We start from the raw sequence: 24,315 nt of genomic DNA, 5'->3' as shown, positions 1-24,315 counted from the left end.
TATTTATAGATTATTGCGGGCTGTTTCTGCTTTTGCCCACAAGAAGTCATAAGCTTTGAAGACTGCGTGTAAAGTTTTTTTCTTTTATCATACAGTGACCATATGTAATTTAAGACTATAAAGCGTGTGAGCGTTAAAACTATAAAACATCGGCGCGTCGCCGCGTTAAAATACATCAATATTATTGATTTAACTTGTCTTTTTCTCGAAATTGCGATATACTACTTTCTTGCGTTGAAGTTATGCGCTGTTTAAGTGTGCAGTGCTGATTTCCTTTTTTATGTCAGGAATCGCTTCTATGCAGAAATTTATTAGAAATAGGGAAAAGGAAAAACAAATGAAACAAGAAAAGAAAATGACCGGAATGACACTTGCATTCATTGCGTTTTCAACTGTTTGGGGGTTCGGAAATGTTTTAAATGGATTTGTTTATTTCAACGGAATTCAGGTTATCTTCAGTTGGATCCTGATGTTCGCTTTATACTTTGTTCCTTATGCTCTTATGGTCGGAGAGCTTGGATCAGCATTTAAGGAATCAGGCGGTGGTGTAAGCTCATGGATTCACTCAACTATGGGCAAGAAGCTCGCTTACTATGCAGGATGGACATACTGGGCTGTTCACATCACTTATATTGCCAGTAAGTCAAGCGGTGGTCTTAAGGCGCTTAGCTGGGCTGTATTCCAGAATGCAGAAGCTTATGATGAGCTTAATACAAAGCTTGTACAGACTGTAACTTTTATTGTACTTATTGTATTTTGTTATATCGCAAGTAAAGGTCTTAGTCCTCTTAAGGCTATGACAACAATTGCAGGAACCAGCATGTTCGTAATGTCACTTTTATATATCGTTATGATGTTTGCTGCTCCTGTTATCAATCCTGGTGCTTCATACGTATCAATGGATTTTAGTATGAAGAATCTCATTCCTAATTTTAACGTTAACTATTTTACCAGCCTCTCAATCCTTGTATTTGCAGTTGGTGGATGTGAGAAGATATCTCCTTATGTTAATAAGATGAGAAAGCCCAGCAAGGACTTCCCTAAGGGAATGATCTTCCTTGCAATCATGGTAGTTGTATGCGCTATGCTTGGTACTATCTCTATGGGTATGATGTTCGATCCTAAGGAGATCAACGCATCTGAAGAAGCTTTCAGTAGCTATATGTCCAATGGTTCATACTGGGCATTCCAGAAGCTTGGCCAGTACTACCATGTTGGTAACCTTCTTATGATCGTATACGCACTTTGCAACGTAGTAGGACAGTTCTCAACACTTCTTCTTAGTATTGATGCTCCTCTTCGTATCCTTCTTGGCAATGAAGACAGTAAAGAGTTCATCCCTTCAGGTCTTCTCAAGCAGAACAAGAATGGTGCATATGTTAACGGTATAATCATGGTTGCCATACTTTCAGGTGCTATCATAATCACTCAGTCATTTGTACCTGGTGCTGCAGATGTACTTCGTCAGCTTACAAAGCTTAACTCAGTATGTATGCCAATGCGTTATCTGTGGGTATTTGCTGCATATATTGCACTTCGTGTTCACAATGATAAGTTCAATCCTGAATATCGTTTTGTTAAGAACAAGACCGTTGGTATTATATTTGGTGCATGGTGCTTCATAGTAACAGCTGCATGCTGCATAATGGGTGTGTACTCAACAGATCCGCTTACACTTGCACTTAATATCATCACACCTGTTGTACTTATCGCTCTTGGTCTCATCCTTCCTGTAATTGCAGGGTATGAGAAAAAGTCTGGCAAAAAGGTTGCATAAGTATATAAGATCAGGGAATAAGCATTTTAGATAAAAATAATCTTGAACATATTATTTATGGTTAGGATCCTATAAAAAAGACCGGGAACTTTATAGTAAAGCGCCCGGTCTTTTTGTTCATAATGAGTGAATAGAATCAGTTATAAAATGTAATATCGGCCTTAGCAGATGCTTATCAGTCACCTTCGATAACAGCAAGGGTCAGGATACCGACAATTACAAGGAATATGAAGAAGTACTGCTTGGCTGTAAGCTTCTCTTTAAGGAAGATACGGGACAGTAAAAGCGATACTACGCATACAGCTGATATAATAGGAGCTGCGATCGCACCGTTACCACTCATTGCAAATACATAAGTGAACTGGCCGGCTGTCTCGCAGATAGCAGCAAGGATCTTGTCACGCTGTTTAGGAAGTTCATACTTTACACCTTTTGCCGTTATGAAGATATAAAGGATAATTGCTACGAAGAAAAAGGTAAGCTCATAGCTTGTATTGGCTACCTCTTCGATAGTATCTTCTGTAACTCCTATCAAAGGCGTTGTAGCTACATCGTCAAGATAATAGATATCGAAGAAGCTTCCGAAAGCATCAAGAAGAGCATAAAGGAAAGGCATTGCAAATGCGATTATAGCCATCTTGCGTCCTATCTTGGCACTTCTGTTGGTAGAACCTGTGTTTTCAAGGAAGCCTACACCTACAATGCCGACTGCTATAATAAGGATAGCTATAACAGAAGGAATTGAAAGCTTCTCATGAAGGAAGATAACGCATAAAAGCGCAGCTATAGCTCCGGAAGTGTTCTCTATAGGATCTGAGATGGACTCCTCTATGAAGCGCATTCCAAAAAATGAAAATGCCATGGATATAACGTAAAAAAGTGAAACCGGAAGATACCTAAGAAGGTTCACGGGATCATAGCCTATATCCTTGGTAAGCAGAGTGAAAAGAGCGTGGAGTCCCATAACTGCACCTACAGATATACAGATCTTAAGGTGGGCGTATTTCTCGTTAGGAAGGGCTCCTTTTTTATAGAATAATTCGGCAAGACCCCATATGAAGGTGGTCGCCAGAGTGAATATAAACCACATGTTTTTTCTCCTTATCATAGTGGCATTTTAGACGGATCATATGAACTTTGATACTGTCAAAGCCGATGTACTGGCTGATTCATATTTGACCAAATATGAACGAGTCTGCACACTAGTGTGGGTCTTATCTTATTAGTGTTATCCCGTTAAAATGCATTTTAAATTACCAAAGAATATTTCTAACATAATTTGATTATATTATCAATAGGTAGTAAAATTCTATAACTATTCCAAGAAGTTCAGTTTTTAAGATTTCCTTAATATAGAGCTTTTTTGGTTGTATGACCTATATTAATGTGATATAAACAATACGGTGCTGTTTGTTTATGATGAAACAGATGAGATATTAATGAAAAGTTTTGTCAAACTTTGAAAGTCATGTTATGACGACTGCAAAAGAAGGCGTTATGACATTTTGAAGTCTTATAAATAGGCATAGTTGCAGGATATTATTATGATCAGATATTTAAAACGTAAAGAGATACATGATAATCAGACAATCGGAGCTATCATCCTTCATATGGTGATGGCTGCTGTAAGTCTTTTCTTTAACGGATTTGGGATATATCTTACTATAAAGGCAGGTATAGGAGCCGGACCGTGGGATGTTCTGAACCTTGGAATATCCAAGACAAGTGGGATATCTTATGGCAATGCTTCTGTGATGGTGTCGTTTACGATCCTTTTAATAGATATCTTTTTAAGAGAGCCGATAGGAATAGCAATGTTTATAGATTCCGTTGTAGTTGGTAAGGCGGTAGACTTATTTGACAGGCTTGATCTTATCAAGACATGTACCAATAATGCTTCAGGTATAATATTAATGCTTGTAGGGCTTATCATAATGGGATATACGCAGTATACTTATATGGTTGCATCGCTTGGATGCGGACCAAGGGATACTCTTTTGGTAGGTCTGTCCAAACGTATCAGAAAGATCCCGATTGGCATCATAAGCGTAGCACTTCTAAGTCTTGCAACTTTTATAGGTTATATTCTGGGAGGACCTGTAGGTATCGGTACTTTGATATGTGCTTTTGCCACAGGGCCTATAATGCAGCTTGCATTTCACACAGTTCACTTCGATGCGGCAATGGTTCATCATCAGTCACTGACAGGCTCTGTTAAAGTGCTTATGTCTAGAATTGCTTCATAATTAAATTACTATGATATATCATGGCTTCATCATTGAAGATCTATGTCATAAAGTGGTTTAATCATATAGCAGCCTGGAATGGATAGACTTTATTATTTGATATGAAGGGTAAGTTTGAAAATGGGAAAAAACAAGGTCTTATGGTCTGTCCTTTTTCTTGTCCTTGCGGGACTAACGATGGCAGCCATTATTTCGCAAAGTAAAAATTTTTCCCCCGATGATATTTCACAATTGTTCGAGGAATCACATAAAGGCTGGCTTGTATTAGCCTTTGTATCCATGTTTGGATATATATTTTTTGAAGGGTATGCTCTGGTACGTATGGCCAGACGCCTTGGATACAGAGTAGGTGCCATAAACGGAATGACTTATGGCGGGGCAGATGTATATTTTTCTGCTATAACTCCGTCGGCTACAGGCGGACAGCCGGCAAGCGCCTATTTTATGATAAAAGATGGAATAGCACCATCGATGGTCGCAGTAATGCTTCTTATAAATCTTGTAATGTATACTGCGGCACTGCTTATATCAAGTATTGCAGTGTTCATATTCGGAGGAGATCTTTTCTGGGGATTTTCACTTGCGGGTAAGATTCTTGTCGCATTTGGAGCTGCGGTGCTGGTAGTGCTTATCTTCGGATTTTTCTTACTGCTCAAAAAAACCTCATTTTTACATGGGATTTTTGATAAGATATTGGTATTCCTGTCAAGGATACATGTTGTCAAGCATATAGAAAGACGCAAAGCTCAGCTTAAGAATGCTATGAGAGAATACAAAGAATGCTCTGATTTTATATTCGGAAGAGGAAGACTGTTATTAGAAGTACTTGGATGGAACATTTTGCAGAGGATGTCTTATCTGCTTGTTATCTTCATGATATTCATGTCTACAGCTCAGGGCTTCGATAATGCTGTCAAAGCTATGGGGATTCAGTGTTTTGTTACAGTAGGATCCAATTGTATACCTATCCCCGGGGCAATGGGGGTTGCTGACTTCCTTATGATCGATGGACTTAGGCAGATCATAAGCCCTGATAATCTGGTAGCAATGGAACTTCTGTGCAGAGGAATAACATTTTATTCCAGTGTTCTGGTCGGACTTTTAGTAGTGATCATTGGATATATAAGAAGAAAGGAAAAGAAAAACTAATGTTAGGATTTTATGATTATACTTGTTGGCTTACATACTTATCTTTATTGTCTGCAGGATCAGGCATACTTTTGTGCCTTAATGATGACGGACACCCTTATATCGGAATATTCTTCCTGATGATAAGCGGTCTGTGTGATGCTTTTGACGGCAAGGTTGCAAGAACCAAAAAGAACAGAACACAGGCTGAGAAGAACTTTGGAATACAGATAGATTCACTAACAGATGTAGTTGCTTTTGGAGTACTGCCTGCATGTATCGGATATGCAATGCTCCGTAAGTTCCCTTTTATGGAGAGATTCCCTCTTATAAGTGTATTCTTTGCTATCATGCTTATATATATGCTGGCTGCTATGATCAGACTTGCATATTTTAATGTTATGGAAGAAGAGAGACAAAAGACTGAGAATACAGTCAGAGAGTACTATTCAGGACTTCCTGTAACATCATCTGCTCTTATATTCCCTATCATACTTTTGATCCATTATATTGTTGTATGGGATATCACTCCTATATTCTTTGCAGTTATGCTATTTACAGCATTTGCATTCCTTATGCCTATACCGATCAAAAAGCCCAAGCTTAACGGAATTCTGGCTTTGGTTGGAATCGGCGCTGTAATATTCATAGCACTTCTGTGGTTGATTCTTGCAAGAATGTGATATAGCCAAAGTCAAGGCATGCTACTTGCATGGCCAGGACCTGATCTTATATGATTTTCATTAAAAAAACTATAGATTGGTGTGATCAGTCGTAGATATACAAAGGGGGATTAGATGCTCAATTTATTATATGGATCTGCATTGGGAAGGATGATCCTTAAGATACTAACATATCCGCGCTTATCTATCATCGCCGGTAAGTTCCTTGATTCTAAGGCATCAAGATTCCTGATACCTTTGTTTATTAAAAAGAACAATATATCACTGGAAGAATATGAAGATGAAGAGTATGAGAGCTTTAATGCTTTTTTTACCAGAAGGATAAAGCCGGAATGCAGGCCTGTAGATACGGATCCTAATCACTTCATAGCTCCTTGCGATGGATATCTTAGTGTATATCCTATAGAAGATGGACTGATCATGCCTGTAAAGCAGAGCATGTACTCTGTAGCAGATCTTCTTAAGGATGAAGAACTTGCCAAAAAGTATGACGGCGGAACCTGCATGGTATTTCGCTTATGTGTACATCACTATCACAGGTACTGCTATCTGGACGGGGCTTTTAAAGATGATAATGTCCATATAGACGGAGTGCTGCACACAGTAAGACCTGTAGCGCTTAGAAAAGTACCTGTGTTTAAAGAAAATTCCAGAGAATATACGATCCTTCATACTGACCACTTCGGAGAAGTCATTCAGATGGAGGTGGGAGCCATGTTTGTGGGAAGGATAGACAACTACCATCAGAAAGCTCGTGTAGAAAGAGGCTTAGAGAAGGGGCGCTTTCTATTTGGAGGTTCTACTATCATAGTTCTTACCAAGAAGGATATTATAAGGCTTCCTTCCAGTGTCTTCGACAAGACTAGAAGAGGCAAAGAAATACCGGTTAAGCAAGGCCAGAAGATCGGTATTCGAAAAAGGTAAGGCTGCCCTCTCTCAAAACAATACGCCACCCATTGCAACTGCGGCTTCGTAGATAGTAAATAAAGTTTTTTCGTATCTTGAAGGTATTACAATTCAGGGCATGATATCTGGATATTTATATTCTGGGGTTCGAAACTCGCTTCGCTCAGACATGCGGACCCCGAGAAGAATATAAATACCCATCTATCATGCTCCTGAATTTAGTAATACCTTCAAAAGAATACGAAAAAACTTTATTTACTATCTACGAAGCCGCAGTTGCAATGGGTGGCGTATTGTTTTGAGAGGAATAGAAAATTGCTTTGATTGTAAAGATACTGCCAAATAATAAATGTATACTAAAAATGTCAAAACTATTAATGATGATATATATAATTGGAAAGGATATATAGTAGAATTGTGATGCTGTTTTGGTAGCTATATGTTACATTAATAGAAAGTATTCAAATTTTAATCTGATTTTAATCTTACTAAAATCTTATATTAATTTTGGGCGCGTATCATTTCAGATATCAAATAAAGTTACTTACAACTTTGGTCTAAGGCAAGGGTTAAAAATAAAGGCTTTAGGCACAACATATCTGAAAGGAAGGTAGTAGTTATGGAAAATTTTGAGAAGGTTGAAAAGATCGTTGAGAAGACTGGTGTATCTTATGAGGATGCCAAAAAGGCGCTTGAAGAAAGTAATTATGATATGCTTGATGCGATCATAGCATTGGAGCGTCAGGGCAAGGTCAATGAGCCCAAAGAGGGAACTTATACAGCAGGTGCAAGTCAGGATATGCAGAATGTTCAGAAGTTTGAGCTTGCAAGAAGGCAGTATGAGAATGACTGCAAGAAGAACAATTTCAAGGAAGGCTTCAGAAAGCTTGCAGATATCTTCAGAACAGCATTCCGTAAGAGTCTTGAGATCAATTTCTGTATCAACAAGGGTGGCAGGAATGTTATAGCTGTTCCGCTTCTGGTTCTTATCCTTTTGCTTATAGGATTTTTCTGGATCACACTTCCGGCTCTTGTCATAGGTCTTTTCTTTGGTATATCCTATAGCTTTACCGGCGTTGATAAAGTAGTAGTAGATGTTAACAGTGTATGCGACAAGGCTTCTCAGACAGCTGAGAATATCAAAAATGAATTCAAAAAGGAAAACGAACAAAAATAATGAGCAAAATACTGATCGTAGAGGATGAAGCACAAATTGCACGTTTTGTAGAACTTGAACTTATCCATGAAGGAAATACCGTGGATAAGGCAGAGGATGGCAGGACAGGCCTTGATAAGGCACTTGCAAGTGATTATGACCTTATACTTCTTGATGTGATGCTGCCCGGTATCAACGGCTTTGAAGTACTTAGAAGGGTCAGAGCCAAGAAAGATACTCCTGTCATCCTGTTGACTGCAAGGGACGCCGTTATGGACAAGGTATCAGGTCTTGATGCAGGAGCAGATGACTATATCACTAAGCCTTTTGCTATCGAAGAGCTACTCGCTCGTATCAGAGTAGCTCTCAAAAGAAAGGGTTCTGCATCTACTTCCACAAGACAGATCACAGTCGGCAAAGTGATGATAGATCTTGACAGGCATGAAGTAGTAGCAGACGGCAATCCTGTTGAGCTTACCAACTACGAGTTTGAACTGCTCAGAATACTCATGGAGAATCGTAACATAGTCCTTGACAGAGAGCGTCTTATAGGCGATATCTGGGGCTATGATTACGATGGTGAGAACAATGTGGTAGATGTATATATAAGGCATCTTAGAACTAAAATTGATGATAGATATGGCATCAAGCTGATCCAGACAGTCAGAGGTGTCGGATATGTCATCAAAGAGGACTTTCGATGAATATTAATAAACGTACATCATCAATTGCAAGAGGTATCAATACGGCTTTCTGGTTTAACAAACTGAAAGCCTTTTTTACCGTGGACATTCTTATAGTATTGGTATCCTTCGGACTTTTTTGCTATAAGAGTTATCTTACTATACCTACTGATGAATATGTGAGGCGCTTCGATTTGACAGGACAGAGTATAGACAGGATCGTTCTTGAGCTTTATACAGATATCACGCTGTATAGCTTTCCTATGGGTGAGTATATCTATTTTATAGGAATCATAATGGGAGTAATAGGAGTATATCAGGTGCTGAATCTCTTTGGCTCTTTTACCTATACATCGAGGATCAGAAAGAAGCTAAAGCCGCTTAATGAGCTTGCGTTAAAGGCGGAAGCCATAAGCGAAGTGCCGCTTGATACTACTAAATTCGAAGAGCTTGAAGAGGCTATATTAAAGGTGCCTGCAGATAACGCAGGAGCCAGGATCTCGACAGGGGATGAAGATCTTGCCAGTATAGAGGCGGCTCTTAACAGCCTCCTATACAGAATGCAGGATGCACGACTTCAGCAGGCAAGATTTGTGGACGATGCGTCTCATGAACTAAGGACTCCTATCGCTGTAATACAGGGTTATGCCAATATGCTGGATCGCTGGGGCAAGGATGATCCTGCAGTTCTGGAAGAGTCTATCAAAGCTATAAAAAATGAATCTGATAATATGAAAGAGCTAATAGATCAGCTGTTATTCCTTGCAAGGGGAGACAATGGACGTCAGAAGCTGTCTATGGACAGGATAGACCTGTCATCCGTGATAAGAGAAGTCTGGGAAGAATCCATGATGATAGATCCGGATCATAAATATGTGCTGGAAGATTGTGATAACTGCTATATCTATGGCGATAATGCCATGATCAAGCAGTCTGTGAGGATATTCGTACAAAACGCTGCCAAATATTCCGATAAGGGCAATAATATAAAACTTGCTATTAGAAAAAATGGAGCTAAGATCTGCTATATCGTTCAGGACGAGGGAATCGGAATAGCAGGAGATGAGCTAAGTCACATATTTGAACGTTTCTACAGATCAGACAAGGCGAGAAACTCATCCACAGGCGGATCCGGTCTTGGACTTTCCATAGCAAAATGGATCATAGATGCACATAAAGGTAATGTAGAAGTCCTTTCAAGGCAGGACATAGGAACCAGGATCACGGTAAGCTTTGATGCTGTGGTATAAAAAAATATACGCCCCATGCAGTTACGGCGAAGAAGTGTCGCAGTAAAATATGCGCTCTCATGCAGCTACGACCGTGGGGCAGTTTATAAAGTCTTTTCGTGCCATGAAGTTGTTATTATTTCAGGGCATGCTAGCTGAATATTATTATTCCAGGGTCCGAAACTCGCTTCGCTCAGACATGCGGACCCTGGGAAGAATAATAATATTCATCTACCACGCTCCTGAAATTAATAACACCTTCAAATGACACGAAAAGACTTTATAAACTGTCCCACGGTCGTAGCTGCATGAGGGCACATATTTTACAGCGACACTTCTTCGCAGTAGCTGTATGGGACGTATATTTTTTGTATTGTTGGACATTTGTTGGACAGGAGTTTTTATAATATAGATGGTAGAATGGTATTAAGTATAATAACTGACTAAAACTTTCCACTTGGACGTTGCAGTATTACCAAAGCCTTTAGTGATCTGCAACGTCTTAGCGGGAACATATAGGTGGTACCTTAACTGGTATACGGGGGCATTATGTTTGCTGATATTATTAATGCATTGAATGATCCAAACGGGCAGATTCTTCTGGCCCTTAATTTTGCGCTTATAATGCAGCTTTTAGGTGCGCTACTTGCAGTTGCCATTGACCCTTATATGAAGAGGGATAACAGACGCAGGATCTTCCTCATAGTTATGATCATATTTGTACTTTTGATAGAGCCGCAGGTTAGTAATACATATGGCGATACACTGTATCGAAACCATCTGGCCTTTTGGAATACGCTGCTATCGTCAGTTAGTTATATCTTAAGATCTGTTGCTTTATACCTTTTTATCAAACTGACAGGAAGTACAAGATGGGATAAGGTGTTAAACTATATCATTCTTATCAATGCAATCATATGTCTCACACCTTTCTTTGTTCCGTGGGTGTTTAGTTTTGATGCCGGTGGTCATTGGCACAGGGGACCGCTTGGCTTTGTTCCTTTTTTGACATGCCTGATCCTGCTCTTATGGCTTATAGTAGATTCTTTTTCCAGATATAAGGGGATCAGAAGGAGAGAAAGCATCGTTCCTGTAGTGATCGCTGCGTTTGTGGCTTTTGCGGTATATCTTGATACTCCGCTTGGATTTAGCCCTAACATATCATTTCTCACAGTAGCGATGACTGGTAGTACAGTCTTTTTCTATATATGGCTTCATCTTCAGTTTGTAAGGGAACATGAGAATGCCATAAGAGCAGAGCAGAGGATAAGGATCATGATGTCTCAGATCCAGCCTCACTTTCTGTTTAATGCACTATCTACAATTCAGGCTCTTACAGAGACTGATCCTGAGAGGGCTTCCAAGGTCATTGAAGAGTTTGCTATATATCTTAGGCAGAACATAGATTCTTTGAATCAGGATGACCTTATTCCTGTGAAAAAAGAGCTTGAGCATACTAAAGTCTACTCGGATATCGAACAGGTCAGATTCCCATCCATAAGGATAGATTATGATATCGAAGATGAGAACTTCCTGATACCGCCTCTTACGATACAGCCTATGGTAGAAAATGCCATAAGGCACGGCGTTCGAGGCAAGAAAAACGGCTGGGTATCAGTAAGCACCTACAAGGAAGAAGGATATCATGTTATCTCTATCAATGATAACGGTAAGGGATTTGACTATGACGAAGCTTATAGGAAGGCTCAAAATGGTGGTCACATAGGGCTTCAGAATGTTAGAGACAGGATCATTGATATGACTGGAGGATCCTTCTCTATAGAAAGCGAGATGGGTGAGGGAACCTGTATTATCATTAAGATACCGGAATAAGTAGCATGTAAAAAAGTGGATACAGATATACTGTTTGGAACATTATAAAATAAAAGGTAGAAGAGGATTATCATGACCGTAATATGCGTTGATGATGAAGCGCTGATACTGCAAAGAACAGTAACAATGCTTAAGAAAACTAAGAAATTCGATAATGTTGAAGCCTTTATGGAAGTTAAGGAGGCACTGGACTATCTGGATGGAGCTAGTGCTCAGCTGGCTCTTCTTGATATAGATATGCCGGAGATGACGGGGCTTGAACTTGCCGAGAAGATGAAAGACAAGTACCCGGAGATTAAGATCATATTCCTTACAGGGTATTCTGAGTATGCGGTAGATGCCTATGCGATACATGCTTCCGGTTATCTTCTAAAGCCAATAGGATATGATAAGCTTGTTGCTGAGATAAATTATGTTCTGGGACAGGTGCAGGCAGAAACTGTAAGCGCTCCTTCTAAAACTTCAGGTACAAGGGTCAGGATAGAAACTTTTGGATATTTTAATATACTTGTTGATGACAAGCCTGTTGTCTTCAAGCGTAATAAAGCCAAGGAGCTCATAGCCTGCCTTGTGGATCGCCAGGGCAAATTCGTATCAAGAAAAGATCTGTTCTATATCGTATGGGAAGATGATGACTATGACAGAGCCAAGCAAAAGTACCTTGATACTATCATAAGGAGCCTTAGAGATACGCTGGAAGAGTACAAAATATCAGATATCTTCGAGATGGAGAAGGGCCTTATGAGGGTGGTACCTGAGAAGTTCGACTGTGATCTGTACAGATTCCTTAATAAAGACAGGAAAGCAATAGAAGGTTTCAGAGGAGAATATATGAGCTCCTATAGCTGGGCCAGTGAGACGGAAGGATTCCTTTCGGATAGTTTGAATATGTGACCTTGTAGGCCTTATCTTAGCAATAGGATAAGGCTTTTTTGATGTTCTTTTGTGATATTTATTTGTATAAAAAATATATTTTTGGTGTTGTTGGACATTTGATGGACACGCGGTATTATACTTCAACATGTAACGAAATAAAAAACAAATATCTATCACATATATTTTTTGAGGAGGATTTTAACATGAGAAGGAAAATGATTAAATCAACAATATCAATTGCTCTTGTTGCTATCGCAGGTCTTTTTCTGGTTGAAGGATGCGGCTCTGACAATGTAGTAAACGGAAATGCTTCTGCCGGTGAAGTTACAGTAGTCGATGAAAAGGTTCCTATGGATGCACAGCCGCAGGATGCCATGGAGTATTTTGCCAAAGGTGTATATGCCAATTATGCAGCTGAGCTTGAGAATCCTGAGAAGACATACTTCTATGTATTTGAAGGTGATGGTCAGGGACATGTAGAAGATGGCGATGCCGGGACAGGACAATATTTCGTTTATGAGCAGAAAGAAGACGGAACTGTAGAATTTACTTTTGGAAATGATGATCCGATAACAGATATACTAACTGTTAGCTCTTATGAAAATGGCCTTGTCACAGGAGCATTTGAGGATACCATAGATGTGATATTCGAACCGGTTGAAGGAGAAGATCCTGATACCTTTGATGCTGTCAATTATGTACATGCTCAAAGAGGTGAAGACTTCACTTATACAAGTGCCAACGGCTGGAGCGTTAGATACAATCCTGAGAAATTCGAAGTTAACACAGGCGGACCTGTTACAACTTTCGTATATACAGGCGAGTGTGCAGGAACCAATATGATAACAGTTACATATACTGTTGATAACGATGCAGAGGGCGCTATTAAGTCTCTTGGTGAAGCTTATGGGGATGATGCATCATATAGTGAAGCTCCTTTTTTAGGAAATGAAGATATTACAGGTTACTGGGTGTCAACACCTGTAGATACAGAAGGCTCAGGCAGTTATATGACAGCAGTTGCAAGAGACTACATGGATGGAGCGCTGGTATTCGAGCTTACAGGTCATATGAGCGGAGACGAGATGCTTGATATAGAAGTATCTGACTATCTTGCGGATATCATTGATTCAGTACAGTTTGTAAACTAATGATATAAGCCCGGCGCAGTGGAACTTGTTTGCTATTTTTTAGGGTTAAGTTTGAAAATAGTAATAGGGTAGATATATGGATAAATTCGGATAAAAGTCCGAAAAAGTTCTTATAAAGGCATGTCTTGACTTGCGTAAATATGATATCATATATACGTAATATAGTTTCTAAAATCAGGGAGGCCGGAAAGATGGATTATAGGCAATCAGAGCACGTAAAGATCAGAGATATAAATCAGGATATCGAAAGAGCTTATAATGTACTTACTGATTATGCGTTTGATGTAGGAATCAATGACAAAGATTCTCTTAGATTCAGGCTTCTTACAGAGGAAGTACTAAGGCTGGTAAAGCAGATCCTGGATAAAAGGTCAGTTGAACTGTGGTTTGAAGGTGATAAGAGAGTTTCCAGAATCATACTAGAGAGCGCAGGATCTCTTGAAGGAGATAAAAAAGAAGAACTTGGCTCTATTGCATCATCAGGTGTTGTTTTTGAAGAAAAGGGGTTTTTCAAAAAGATCACTGATATGTTCATGATAAAGGTTCCTGAAGAAAAAACATGGTCTTTAAAAGAATATCAAAGACAGTTGCAAGCCAAAAAAGAGCAGGATAAGTACAGCCTTGAAGCCTGGGAAGACCTGGAAAGGTCACTGGTTGCAAACCTTGCGGATGATATAGAGATAACAGCAAGTTCTGATAATATCAAGATGGTTGTGACCAAAGACTTCACGCAGTCATTATCATTCATCTCTACAAGCAGCCTCGAGGCATCTACAAGCCAGATCCTTGTGGGAAGCAGCAAGGATATCGCAAGAGAGCTGGACAGGGCGGATGATCTTATTGCTGAGCTGAATCTTGATAGGAAGAATGCACTTCATGCTAAGCTGGTATTTGAGGAAACTCTGGGTATGCTTAAGGAGATGACTGAGAATTATCAGGCTGTCGTATGGATGGAGAAATACAAGAAGGGGTATTGCTTAAAGCTTGCTGCCAAAACTGAGATGGATTTTGACAAGAAAAAAGAGCTTTTATCTGTAGCTTCTGATAAAAAGAACAGTAGCGTCAAGGGTATTATGGGTAAGCTTGGTGATGTGATAGAAAACGGACTATTAAACTATGAAAATATCATGAATCTGAGTCAGGAATATGGCGGCGGATATGTTGACTATGGCTCGATGGGAATGTATGGAGGCTTTGAAGGATCACTTGAATACGGAATGATGTGGTCACTTAATGACTACAGGACTTGTCTTGAGTCAGTATCTGAGAAGGACGATGCATCCAAAGAAGCTTGGGATGAGTTGGAGAAGTCTATTGTAGCCAATATCGCAAACGATGTACTTGTAGGTGTTAAAGGTGACAAGGTCGAAATGACTATCATCTGCAGGATGAAGTAGTGGAAAGGTGCTTTGGACACCTTCAATACAAAGTTTCATAAGAATAATCGATTTGATCGTAGTTGACAAGAAGGGAGATAGGTAATGGTTATTAATAAGACTAGAAACGGTGATGAGCTCACTGTAGCAGTTGAAGGAAGACTGGACACAACAACAGCTCCTGAACTTGATGATATGCTTAAAGCAGAGCTTGGTGATGTTAAAAAGCTGTTGTTTGATTTTGCAAAGCTTGATTACATCTCATCTGCAGGGCTTCGCGTGTTGCTTCTATCTCAGAAAACCATGAACAAGCAGGGCAGCATGGTCATAAAAAATGTAAACGAAGAGATCAACGAAATCTTCGAAGTTACAGGATTTTCAGATATCCTTACAATAGAATAATGCACACTTACCAATTGGACGGATCAGTATTCACAAAGACTTTACAGTGGGTGGGCAGTATATAAATGATTGCCACACTTAAACATAACAAACGCCATCACCTTGCAGTTACAACTGTGTAGGGATGGCGTTTTTGCATTTTCAATTGGAGCCATTTTGCCGGATTTTTTGCATTAAGTGGGGCTGTATTTGCATTATCTGTGTAAAGGCGTAGATAGATAGTGGCAAGAAGGATATGATGACGTAAAGGTCAAAAGATATTTTGACTTGAGCTTGCTCGACTTGGCAAACGTATGCCGACCGTTAAGCTTGTATTGGTGCATGTTTAAAGGGCAGCGTATGCTTGGCGAGCGCAAAGTTTACATATTGTACCCACTTAAACTACTGAAACTGTCTGAATGGAGCCTGAATGAAGAAGATTGTACTTATTTTTGTTGCTATATTTATTACTATATTGATGCTAATTGTCATATTTGGAGACTTCAAAGTATCCTCATCTAAAATAGAATGCACTACAGCTAATACGAATACTTGTAATAATACTGATACTGTCATTAATGATTATATAGATAACTTCTGCGATGAGACAAAGTGCTCATCTGTCAGCGCTGTGGTGATGCAAGAGGGTAAGATCACTATATATGGAGATGAGGATGCTCTGTATCAGATAGGATCTATGACCAAGGCTTTTACAGGACTTGCAGTATTGAAGCTTATAAATGAGAAAGTTCTGTCTGAGGACGATATAATATCTGATCATATCAAGGGCTTCACAGCGTATTATGAGAAAGAAGCGCGTGATATTACTATAGGGCAGCTTCTTACGCATACAAGTGGATACACTAATAAGGAAACGGACTATCCCAGTGCTTTGGAGGGGATGAGCCTAAGAGCTTGGACTGATACTATATCAGGAAGTCTGAATCTTAAGAGATACATGTATTCTGGCTTCACTGATGATACTGAGTGTTTTTGCAATATCTGTCATATGGATGGGGCTTACAGCGGAGATTGTCCTTGTATTTCAGCTTTTTGCCTTGTCTTTTGTAATAGTGCTTGTTAATTTCTTTCTTGACGAGTATATAAGCTTATCAATTATAGGTAATTACGTGTTAAAGTATATTGTTGCTTCGGCTATTGTAATGCTGTTTGGCTTTGTGGTTGGATGGTTTAATCAGAGCAATTTCTGGATGGCCTTTGTCTATGTGGGAGTGGTACTTATACTTGCGTATATGGTGGATGCCATTAAGACCAGGAAGGACATCGAGTATATCAACTCCAGGATCAAAAAACGATAATAAATAACTTAATTAGCATTCATTAAGCCACATTTGGTATAATATAGTTGAAATTGTGTCGAAAAAGAATTCCGCGCTAGCTTTGCTGATTGGCTGATTTATTGTACAGATATATTGTTACGGATATATTTGGAGGTGAAGGCGTGAAGAAAACTCTGATCATTGTTATTGACCTTGTAATAATGACGTTGATACTTTTCTTTATAGTTCAATATGCCAATGCTAAAATGCGTGAAAGCAATAAAAGTGTTACTGAGGCCTTCGAGAAGATGACTGTTACTGCCGAACAGATCATCACTAATTATCTTGAGGATGAGCAGCATCTTTGCGATATCTGGGCCAATTATATCAACGGGTCTGCTGAGGCAGGGACACCTATGACTGCAGAAGAAGCTATTTCTTTTATCAGAAAGGCCAAGATATCACCTATAATATACGGACACCTGATATTCCCGGAAGAAGAGTATAGAAGAGGTATTTCGACTCACGCAGGCGCCAAAGACCCTGATGATTATTCTGTTTCGTATAGCAATATTAATCTTTTTGACAATTTGGACAAGATCAGCAGGCAGGCTGGTGATATCAGTCTGACTAGAGCATATACTAATCCTCAAAACGGTGTGCAGTCTATTGCATTCATGAATTTCGTGACTATCAAAGATGAGGATACAGGTAATCTCAAAGATGCACTGCTGATGCGTGTCGAACCGGTAAGTGTTCTTGAAGATAAGCTTGTTTTTTTGAAAGGTGAGTACGAGAATATGGAGGTCTCACTTATCAACAAAGACGGCGAGTATCTGGTTCATGGTAAGTCTCTTAAGAATTCCAATTTTTTTGAATATTATAAATCTTATAATAAGACGGATATTGCTGATTTCAACGAGATGACGAACAAGGTTACGTCACAGACAGGGAATATGACAATGATCAATTCCAAGGGAGAGGAATGCGTGATATCGTATACTCCTTTGGAATCAGTAGATACGTGGTTCCTGCTGGCATATATACCTGCAGTAGAGCTGGAGGCAAGCAATACTGTTGTAGACTGGCTGCTTTTGGGAATGGTGACTTTGGGGCTTCTAATCCTGCTGATATTCAATTATCTGATACTTATGATCTATAACAGGAAGCTGGCAGAGGCTGCGGAAGCTGCCAATCAGGCCAATGAAGCCAAATCCCATTTCCTGTCAACTATATCCCATGATATTCGTACACCTATGAATGCAATTTTGGGACTTAATGAGATGGTGCTTAGGGACAGTCACGAAGATGAAATCGTTGCATATTCTGAGAGTATCAGGACTGCGGGCAAGACCCTTCTTGGTCTTATTAATGATATTCTTGATTTTTCCAAGATAGAAGCAGGCAAGATGGACATAATAAATGTGGATTACAGCCTTGCTTCAATGCTCAATGACCTTGTGAATATGGTTCAGGGCAGGGCTGATGACAAGGGGCTTTCGTTTAATCTTGATGTTGACAAGGATATTCCGTCTGTATTAAATGGCGACGAGATCCGTATCAAGCAGGTTATCACCAATATCCTTTCTAATGCTGTCAAATACACCAAAGAAGGCGGAATTATCTTCAAGGCAGGCTTTGAAAAGATCATGGAAGAGCCTGATAAGATAAGACTTATCATAAGCATAAAAGACACCGGTATCGGTATAAAGCCTGAAGATATGAAGCGCTTATTTAAGGCCTTTGAACGTATCGAAGAGAGTAAGAACAGGAATATAGAAGGTACAGGCCTTGGAATGAGTATCGCTCAGAGCTTTCTTAAGATGATGGGAAGTCATATAGATGTTGAGAGTGAATATGGGAAGGGATCTACTTTTTCTTTTGCCTTAGAGCAGGGGGTAAAAGACTGGAATCCGATAGGTGACTACGAAGAGAGCTTCAAACGCTCTGTATCTGAGAGAAAAAAATATAAAGAGAGATTCACGGCTCCTGATGCAAGGGTTTTGGTGGTAGATGATACACCTGTAAACCTGTCTGTATTCAAGAATCTTTTAAAGAGAACCAAAGTGCAGATAGACACTGCAGGCAGCGGGGATCAGGGTATCATGCGGTATAGAAACAGGCACTATGATGTTGTTTTCCTGGATCATATGATGCCTGATAAGGATGGCATAGAAACCCTTAAGGAGATGAAAGAGATAGCCGATATAACGAATGCGCGAACTCCTATAGTATGTCTTACTGCCAATGCAATTTCAGGAATGCGTGAAATGTATATAAATGCCGGTTTTGACGATTATATAACTAAGCCGATAGATCCGGACAGGCTTGAGGCACTGCTACTTACATATCTTCCGAAGGATAAGATCGTTGCGGCATCTAATGAGGATAGTGAGGATAAGGGTGCGGATAATCACGATACGGATGATCATAACATTCCGGATTTTATCAAAAAGATCGATGCTCTTAATGTGAATTCCGGCATCATACACTGCGGAAGTTGCGAGGACTATATGGATACGCTAAAGGCTTATCTGGGAAGTGGCAAGAAGAATGCGGATGAAATCCAGAAGTACTGGACAGATAAAGATGTTAAGAATACTACGATCAAGGTTCATGCGCTTAAGAGTACTTCTTATGTGATAGGAGCGCAGAAACTTGGAGACTTCGCAGCACGCCTTGAAAAGGCCGGAGAAGCCGGGGATGTAGACATTCTTGAAAAAGAGATAGAACCTTTACTTACTCAGTATAGAGAACTGGTAGATAAATTGGAGCCTTTGGCATATGAAGATAGCGCTAAGGCACAGGATGGTACAAAAGATGCGAAAGATAAGCCTTTAATATCTGATGATGATATGAAAGAAGCTTATGTAAGGCTACAGGAAGCTTGTAATTCATATGATTATGACAGCGTTGCAGATATAGTTAGTAAGCTTGAAAAATACAGATTCCCAGAGGATGAGGCGGCAAGATTTGAAGCTATAAGAAGCGCTGTAGACAATTTTGACTATGACCAGATACCACAGATTCTTGCAGAAAAAACAAATTGATGTCGAAAGAGATCACAGATTCTTGCAGAAAAGGAGTCAGCATGATGATCCAGACAAAGAGATTTATTAAAAAGATAGTGATGGTAGCATTAGCAGGATCACTAATACTGAGTATTACTTCGTGCGGTCAGAGTTCTAAAAAGAATGCAGAATATAAGCCGATGCTTTCAACCGATACGTCCTGTAATATCAAGGTTGCAGGAAGCTATTCCAATTTTGAATCTTTAGAGAGTGAATTCGAGCGTTTCTCTGAATACTATCCAAATGTAAGTCTTAACTATATCTATCTGGATGACTATGGTAATACTATAGCAAATGCTTTAAAAAGCGATGAAGCTCCGGACATATATGTAACCGCGTCGTGGATGCTGGATAATGAGAAGATGGCACCGGTTCTTGATAGTGCAGAAATCTTGTCTGAGCCTTCACTTAATATAAATCTTGACTGTATCCGTCAGGGTGCCAGATGGACGCTTGAAAATGGGGATGTGATCATGGTACCTGTTTTCACAAGGTCATATGGAATGCTTGTAAATATGGATATATTTGAAAAAAACAACCTGCAAGTTCCGGATACATACAGTAAACTTATAGAGACCTGCGATAAGCTTATTGCTGCAGGGTATGATGTTCCTATTATGGGAGCTAACGTGACTACTGTAGCAGGAATGTATTATGCATTTGCATTTCCATATTTTTGTGACAATGTACTTAGAAATCCTGGCGCAGGAGATAGCCTTAATGCTATGGACAACTCTGCCGGAGAGTTTATGAGGCCTTCACTTGATAAGCTTAATAGCTTCGTGGATTCCGGGTATATTAATCCTGCGATATGCTCTGAGGAGATAGAAGATGACTATAATGCAGTCATCATGCGCTTCTTTGAAGGTGATGTTCCGATAATGCTAGGAAGTGGAGACATGGTATCAGGTACTCAGAAGCGTGAGAGTAAGTCGGAAGCTTTTATTGCAAATCCTTTTAAATATAAGTTCTATGTAGTGCCTATCGGGGATGATGGAGGATTCTTCCTTGATTCTGTCAATCTGTTCTTTAGCGTCAACAAGAACAGTACTAATCTTGATATGGCCAACGAATTTATAAGATTCCTCATGAGTGAGAAAGAGCTTGGAAATATGGCTGCTATAAAGCGTCTTATAACTCCTACCAATGATTTCTCTTTAGATGAAGTATATGCATCTCTGGAGGGATTCCCTAAAGAGAGATACTTCAGCTATCAGGAGACAGGTCTTAGTGATGCAGTCGATAAAGAATTTCGGGCAGCTGCTTATAAGGTTGCTAACGGTGAGATGACAGTGGATGAGGCAGTAAGTGCCTACGGAAGACTGTGGGATAACTAGCAAGGCACTTGCAGAAAGGATACCGGATGGAAGAGCGCGTAGTCGTTGTAGATGATGATGCGATCATACTAAAGAATGCCAACACGGTTCTGACTAATGCCGGGTTTAAGGTTACATGTCTTAAAAGCGGGCGGCTATTACTTGACTATGTTGTAAGAAATAAGATTGATATGCTGCTTCTGGACATCAAAATGCCTGAACTTGACGGCTTTGAGACTATGAGACTTCTTAGAAAGTGGGAAAAGGATAATGGCGTAAAAGAGATACCTGTTATCTTCTTTACAGCCAATGATGACTGTGAATCAGAAACTATGGGACTGTCTCTTGGCGCTATGGATTTTATAAGAAAACCCTTTGTAGCAGAAGTACTGACGCTTAGAGTGCGTCATCTTCTTGACCTTATAAGGCTCCAGCGTGATCTTCATGCAGAGGTTGAGCGTAAGACCAAAGAGGTAGAGGGCCTGTCACTTCACGTAGTACATACTCTTGCAGATGCCATTGATGCCAAGGATGCATATACTAAGGGTCACTCCGGAAGAGTAGCAGAGTATTCAAGAGAGATAGCCAAAAGATACGGATATTCTGAAGAAAGACAGGATGAAATATACATTATAGGACTTCTTCATGATGTAGGTAAGATAGGAGTGCCTGATGCTGTGATCAATAAACCGGGCAGACTTACAGATGAAGAGTTTGAGAAGATCAAGACTCATCCCGGAAGAGGAGCCAAGATACTTCAGAATATCGAAGAGATGCCCAAACTTGCCATAGGAGCAAGATGGCATCATGAAAGGTACGACGGAAGAGGCTATCCTGACGGACTATCAGGAGAAGATATCCCTGAAGAAGCCAGGATCATAGCAGTTGCAGATGCCTATGATGCCATGACCAGTAACAGAAGCTACAGGGGCATAATCCCCCAGGACGTAGTCAAAAGCGAACTTGAAAAAGGTTCAGGAACCCAGTTCGATCCACGTTTTGCGGCTATAATGCTTGAGATAATCAAAGAAGACACCGACTACAAACTACATGAACAATGATCCTTGGGGACGGAGACAAGTGATCATATTTTGTCAAAAAAGCCTGTGTTGACAGGCTTTTTTGGTGTACAATATAACTTTGAAACTTGGATACTGCACCAAATAGTCCAAGAAAAAAATGTTTTAAAGGGAGAAAAAAGTAACAAATGTGGGAGAATGAAGATAGCAGAGTACCTGTGACTATCGAGGAATTAAAAGATCTATGTGCGCAAAGGGGAATTAATCTATATCAGCTGGGCTTCTATCTTGGTTCGGATCATATCGGACCTAATGCATATGGCGTTTACAAAGACTATTGGACTAGTGACTTTATAGTATATAAAAATATTGAGGACGGATCCAAGGAAGTACTGTATCAGGGACAGGATGAAGCGACAGCTGTAAGTAAGATCAATGAGCAGCTACAAAAGGTATTGGTAAATGCCGGGGCAGAGAATATCGGGACTGAGGATATCAGGTCGGAACATATCTGGGCAGAGGATATAGCCGAAAATTCAGGAACCGGGGATAGTTCATATGTTGGTGAAGAAAATCAAAGCCCGAATAGAAATAATGTATATAGCAAAGATGATAATCTGAATTCACATGGAGATAGTGAATCCAGTGATGAGAATCATGAGAATTCATATGGAGATAGTGAATCCAGTGATGACAATCATCTGAATTCACATGGAGATAGTGAATCCAGTGATGAGAATCATCTGAATTCATCTGAATATAATACATCCGGAACTGGTGAAGTTCTAAATCAAAAAACATATGGGGAAAGCCTGTCAGATAATGATGTATATAATTCATATACTGGCGAACCTTTGAAAGTCAAAGAATTTTCAGAAAACTCCTGGATGGATATTCAGACTCCAATCATGAAAGCAGCTCCTAGTGAAGCTGGTACAAAAGAAAGTGATGAGCCATCTTCTGATGATGATAAGAATGCTACTAAAGAAAAAGAATTTACCGCTGAAGATGTCAAGGATCTAAAGACCGGAGTAATATTTTGTATTGGTAAGCTTTTCTATTATCTGGGAAGGCTTTGCTATTATCTAAGCATAATCCTTTACTATTTGTTCAAAGCTTTTGACGGTGCCAAATATGAGATCAATCTCATACTGACTGGGAATAGAAGAAGTGTCAAAGACAGGAATAATAATGGTGCCGCAACTGGTTATAAAGAAGGTGCTAACATAGATGGAAGCGGCGAAGATAATGGCATAGAGAATGGTAAAGATAACGGTATAGATAACGGTAAAGATAACGAGAATGAAGCTCCGGTATTTTTCAATGAGAAAGAATATGATGATAAGGCAGAACTATTAGGAGCTAAAATACAATTCTATATCAGCAGATTCTTCTTCTATACTGGCAAATACGCTTTGAAATTCAGCCAGTATTGTTATCAGGGTATAGATGATAAATTTAAGTTTGAAGCTGAGTTTAAGGAAGCAGATAGCGAGCATATAGCAAGAACAGATACAATCAGTAGGGCAGCAGAAAGCGAGCATGTAGCTAGAACAGATGTATCTGGCGGGGCAGCAGGCAGTAGTGTTATTACCAAAGAATATACCAACAGAAGACCGGATGTCAGCAAATCGGAGTCTGATGCTTATAACAATGCAGAAACCTATAAAAAAGCTGACACCTATACCCATACCAATGCTAATACCAATACTTATACCAGTACTAATACCAATGCTAATAACAATGCTAATACCAATGCTAATACCAGCTACTACCGAGGTTATGACCAGAATCTCCAAAGCCTTATCAAGAACATTGACCCGGATGTAGAGTTATTAACAGCAGATTCCTCTGAGACATATGATCTGACAGAGATTGCAGAGAAATATGATGATAACACACAAGCAGGTAGTGATGACAGTATAGATGATCTGTTTAGTTCATTGGATGATGAGGAACTTGAGTATTCTGATAATAACGAAGACTATATAGATAATAAACTCGGTAAACAGATATACCTGTTCATAGTGGTGGCACTTGCTGCAGTACTGTTTTTGATATTCCTGATGGCAGGTGCAGATTCGGTGGCCAAATCAAAGCGTAATGACCGAAACTACTATAATTATGAATATAATACAAATAGTCATAATACCTATAACAATAGCTGGAGATGGTAAAAGGGCCAAAGCCCAGAGTGATAGATC

20 protein-coding genes are annotated in these 24,315 nt (G+C 39.6%); 19 read left to right on the top strand and 1 reads right to left on the bottom strand.

Annotation, left to right across the window (positions count from 1 at the left end; genetic code table 11):
• The first annotated feature begins 337 nt into the window (after positions 1-337).
• Entirely contained in the window at positions 338-1,777 is a 1,440-nt protein-coding gene (locus BMX21_RS03125) for an APC family permease (protein WP_092041210.1), read from the top strand.
• 175 nt (positions 1,778-1,952) lie between these two features.
• Here the strand turns inward: BMX21_RS03125 and BMX21_RS03120 are convergent, their stop codons facing one another.
• Complete coding sequence (locus tag BMX21_RS03120; protein WP_177173896.1) at positions 1,953-2,867, bottom strand: EamA family transporter; 915 nt, start codon at positions 2,865-2,867, stop codon at positions 1,953-1,955.
• Positions 2,868-3,321: 454 nt separating this feature from the next.
• On the opposite strand from BMX21_RS03120, the gene BMX21_RS03115 reads away from it, so the two are divergent.
• The 18 genes from BMX21_RS03115 to BMX21_RS03030 all read left to right on the top strand — a co-directional run bounded on the left by BMX21_RS03115 (position 3,322) and on the right by BMX21_RS03030 (position 24,288).
• Positions 3,322-4,023, top strand: coding sequence for a YczE/YyaS/YitT family protein (locus BMX21_RS03115; protein WP_242952859.1), 702 nt, complete (start codon positions 3,322-3,324; stop codon positions 4,021-4,023).
• Between the two features lie 120 nt (positions 4,024-4,143).
• Positions 4,144-5,172: a lysylphosphatidylglycerol synthase transmembrane domain-containing protein gene (locus BMX21_RS03110; RefSeq protein ID WP_092041204.1), complete on the top strand. Its 1,029-nt coding sequence runs from the start codon at positions 4,144-4,146 to the stop codon at positions 5,170-5,172.
• Positions 5,172-5,834: a CDP-alcohol phosphatidyltransferase family protein gene (locus tag BMX21_RS03105; RefSeq protein WP_092041201.1), complete on the top strand. Its 663-nt coding sequence runs from the start codon at positions 5,172-5,174 to the stop codon at positions 5,832-5,834. Before BMX21_RS03110 ends, BMX21_RS03105 begins: the two co-directional genes overlap by 1 nt.
• 114 nt (positions 5,835-5,948) lie before the next feature.
• Positions 5,949-6,758 (top strand): phosphatidylserine decarboxylase, encoded by an 810-nt coding sequence (locus BMX21_RS03100; protein ID WP_092041198.1) that lies wholly within the window; start codon positions 5,949-5,951, stop codon positions 6,756-6,758.
• Between the two features lie 601 nt (positions 6,759-7,359).
• Positions 7,360-7,917: a UBA domain-containing protein gene (locus BMX21_RS03095; protein WP_092041196.1), complete on the top strand. Its 558-nt coding sequence runs from the start codon at positions 7,360-7,362 to the stop codon at positions 7,915-7,917.
• A complete protein-coding gene (locus BMX21_RS03090) occupies positions 7,917-8,600 on the top strand; it encodes a response regulator transcription factor (protein WP_027203966.1) in 684 nt (227 codons plus the stop codon). The genes BMX21_RS03095 and BMX21_RS03090 overlap by 1 nt, the downstream gene beginning before the upstream one ends.
• Entirely contained in the window at positions 8,597-9,829 is a 1,233-nt protein-coding gene (locus tag BMX21_RS03085; RefSeq protein WP_092041194.1) for a sensor histidine kinase, read from the top strand. Before BMX21_RS03090 ends, BMX21_RS03085 begins: the two co-directional genes overlap by 4 nt.
• Positions 9,830-10,357: 528 nt before the next feature.
• Complete coding sequence (locus BMX21_RS03080; RefSeq protein WP_092041191.1) at positions 10,358-11,641, top strand: sensor histidine kinase; 1,284 nt, start codon at positions 10,358-10,360, stop codon at positions 11,639-11,641.
• A gap of 72 nt (positions 11,642-11,713) precedes the next feature.
• Entirely contained in the window at positions 11,714-12,535 is an 822-nt protein-coding gene (locus BMX21_RS03075) for a response regulator (protein ID WP_092041188.1), read from the top strand.
• 185 nt (positions 12,536-12,720) lie between these two features.
• Positions 12,721-13,668, top strand: coding sequence for a hypothetical protein (locus BMX21_RS03070; RefSeq protein ID WP_092041185.1), 948 nt, complete (start codon positions 12,721-12,723; stop codon positions 13,666-13,668).
• Between the two features lie 191 nt (positions 13,669-13,859).
• The gene (locus BMX21_RS03065; RefSeq protein WP_092041182.1) at positions 13,860-15,065 is read left to right on the top strand and encodes a hypothetical protein; all 1,206 of its coding nucleotides are present in this window, start codon (positions 13,860-13,862) and stop codon (positions 15,063-15,065) included.
• An 84-nt stretch (positions 15,066-15,149) separates the two neighbouring features.
• Positions 15,150-15,446, top strand: a complete 297-nt coding sequence (locus BMX21_RS03060) for an STAS domain-containing protein (RefSeq protein WP_022755017.1) — start codon at positions 15,150-15,152, stop codon at positions 15,444-15,446.
• 409 nt (positions 15,447-15,855) lie between these two features.
• Complete coding sequence (locus tag BMX21_RS03055) at positions 15,856-16,509, top strand: serine hydrolase domain-containing protein (protein ID WP_092041179.1); 654 nt, start codon at positions 15,856-15,858, stop codon at positions 16,507-16,509.
• Between the two features lie 46 nt (positions 16,510-16,555).
• Positions 16,556-16,744: a hypothetical protein gene (locus BMX21_RS03050; RefSeq protein WP_143057199.1), complete on the top strand. Its 189-nt coding sequence runs from the start codon at positions 16,556-16,558 to the stop codon at positions 16,742-16,744.
• Positions 16,745-16,887: 143 nt separating this feature from the next.
• Complete coding sequence (locus tag BMX21_RS03045; RefSeq protein WP_092041173.1) at positions 16,888-19,755, top strand: ATP-binding protein; 2,868 nt, start codon at positions 16,888-16,890, stop codon at positions 19,753-19,755.
• 41 nt (positions 19,756-19,796) lie between these two features.
• Complete coding sequence (locus BMX21_RS03040) at positions 19,797-21,113, top strand: ABC transporter substrate-binding protein (RefSeq protein ID WP_177173895.1); 1,317 nt, start codon at positions 19,797-19,799, stop codon at positions 21,111-21,113.
• 26 nt (positions 21,114-21,139) lie between these two features.
• On the top strand, positions 21,140-22,153 hold the full coding sequence (locus tag BMX21_RS03035) for an HD domain-containing phosphohydrolase (RefSeq protein ID WP_092041168.1): 1,014 nt from the start codon (positions 21,140-21,142) through the stop codon (positions 22,151-22,153).
• Between the two features lie 146 nt (positions 22,154-22,299).
• Complete coding sequence (locus BMX21_RS03030) at positions 22,300-24,288, top strand: hypothetical protein (protein ID WP_092041165.1); 1,989 nt, start codon at positions 22,300-22,302, stop codon at positions 24,286-24,288.
• Positions 24,289-24,315 lie beyond the last annotated feature (27 nt).

The sequence above is a fragment of the Butyrivibrio sp. TB genome (assembly GCF_900110805.1).
Taxonomy (GTDB): Bacteria; Bacillota; Clostridia; order Lachnospirales; family Lachnospiraceae; genus Butyrivibrio; species Butyrivibrio fibrisolvens_C.
The sequence above is the reverse complement of the archived record's forward strand: the minus strand, read 5'-3'. Positions and strand labels throughout refer to the sequence as shown.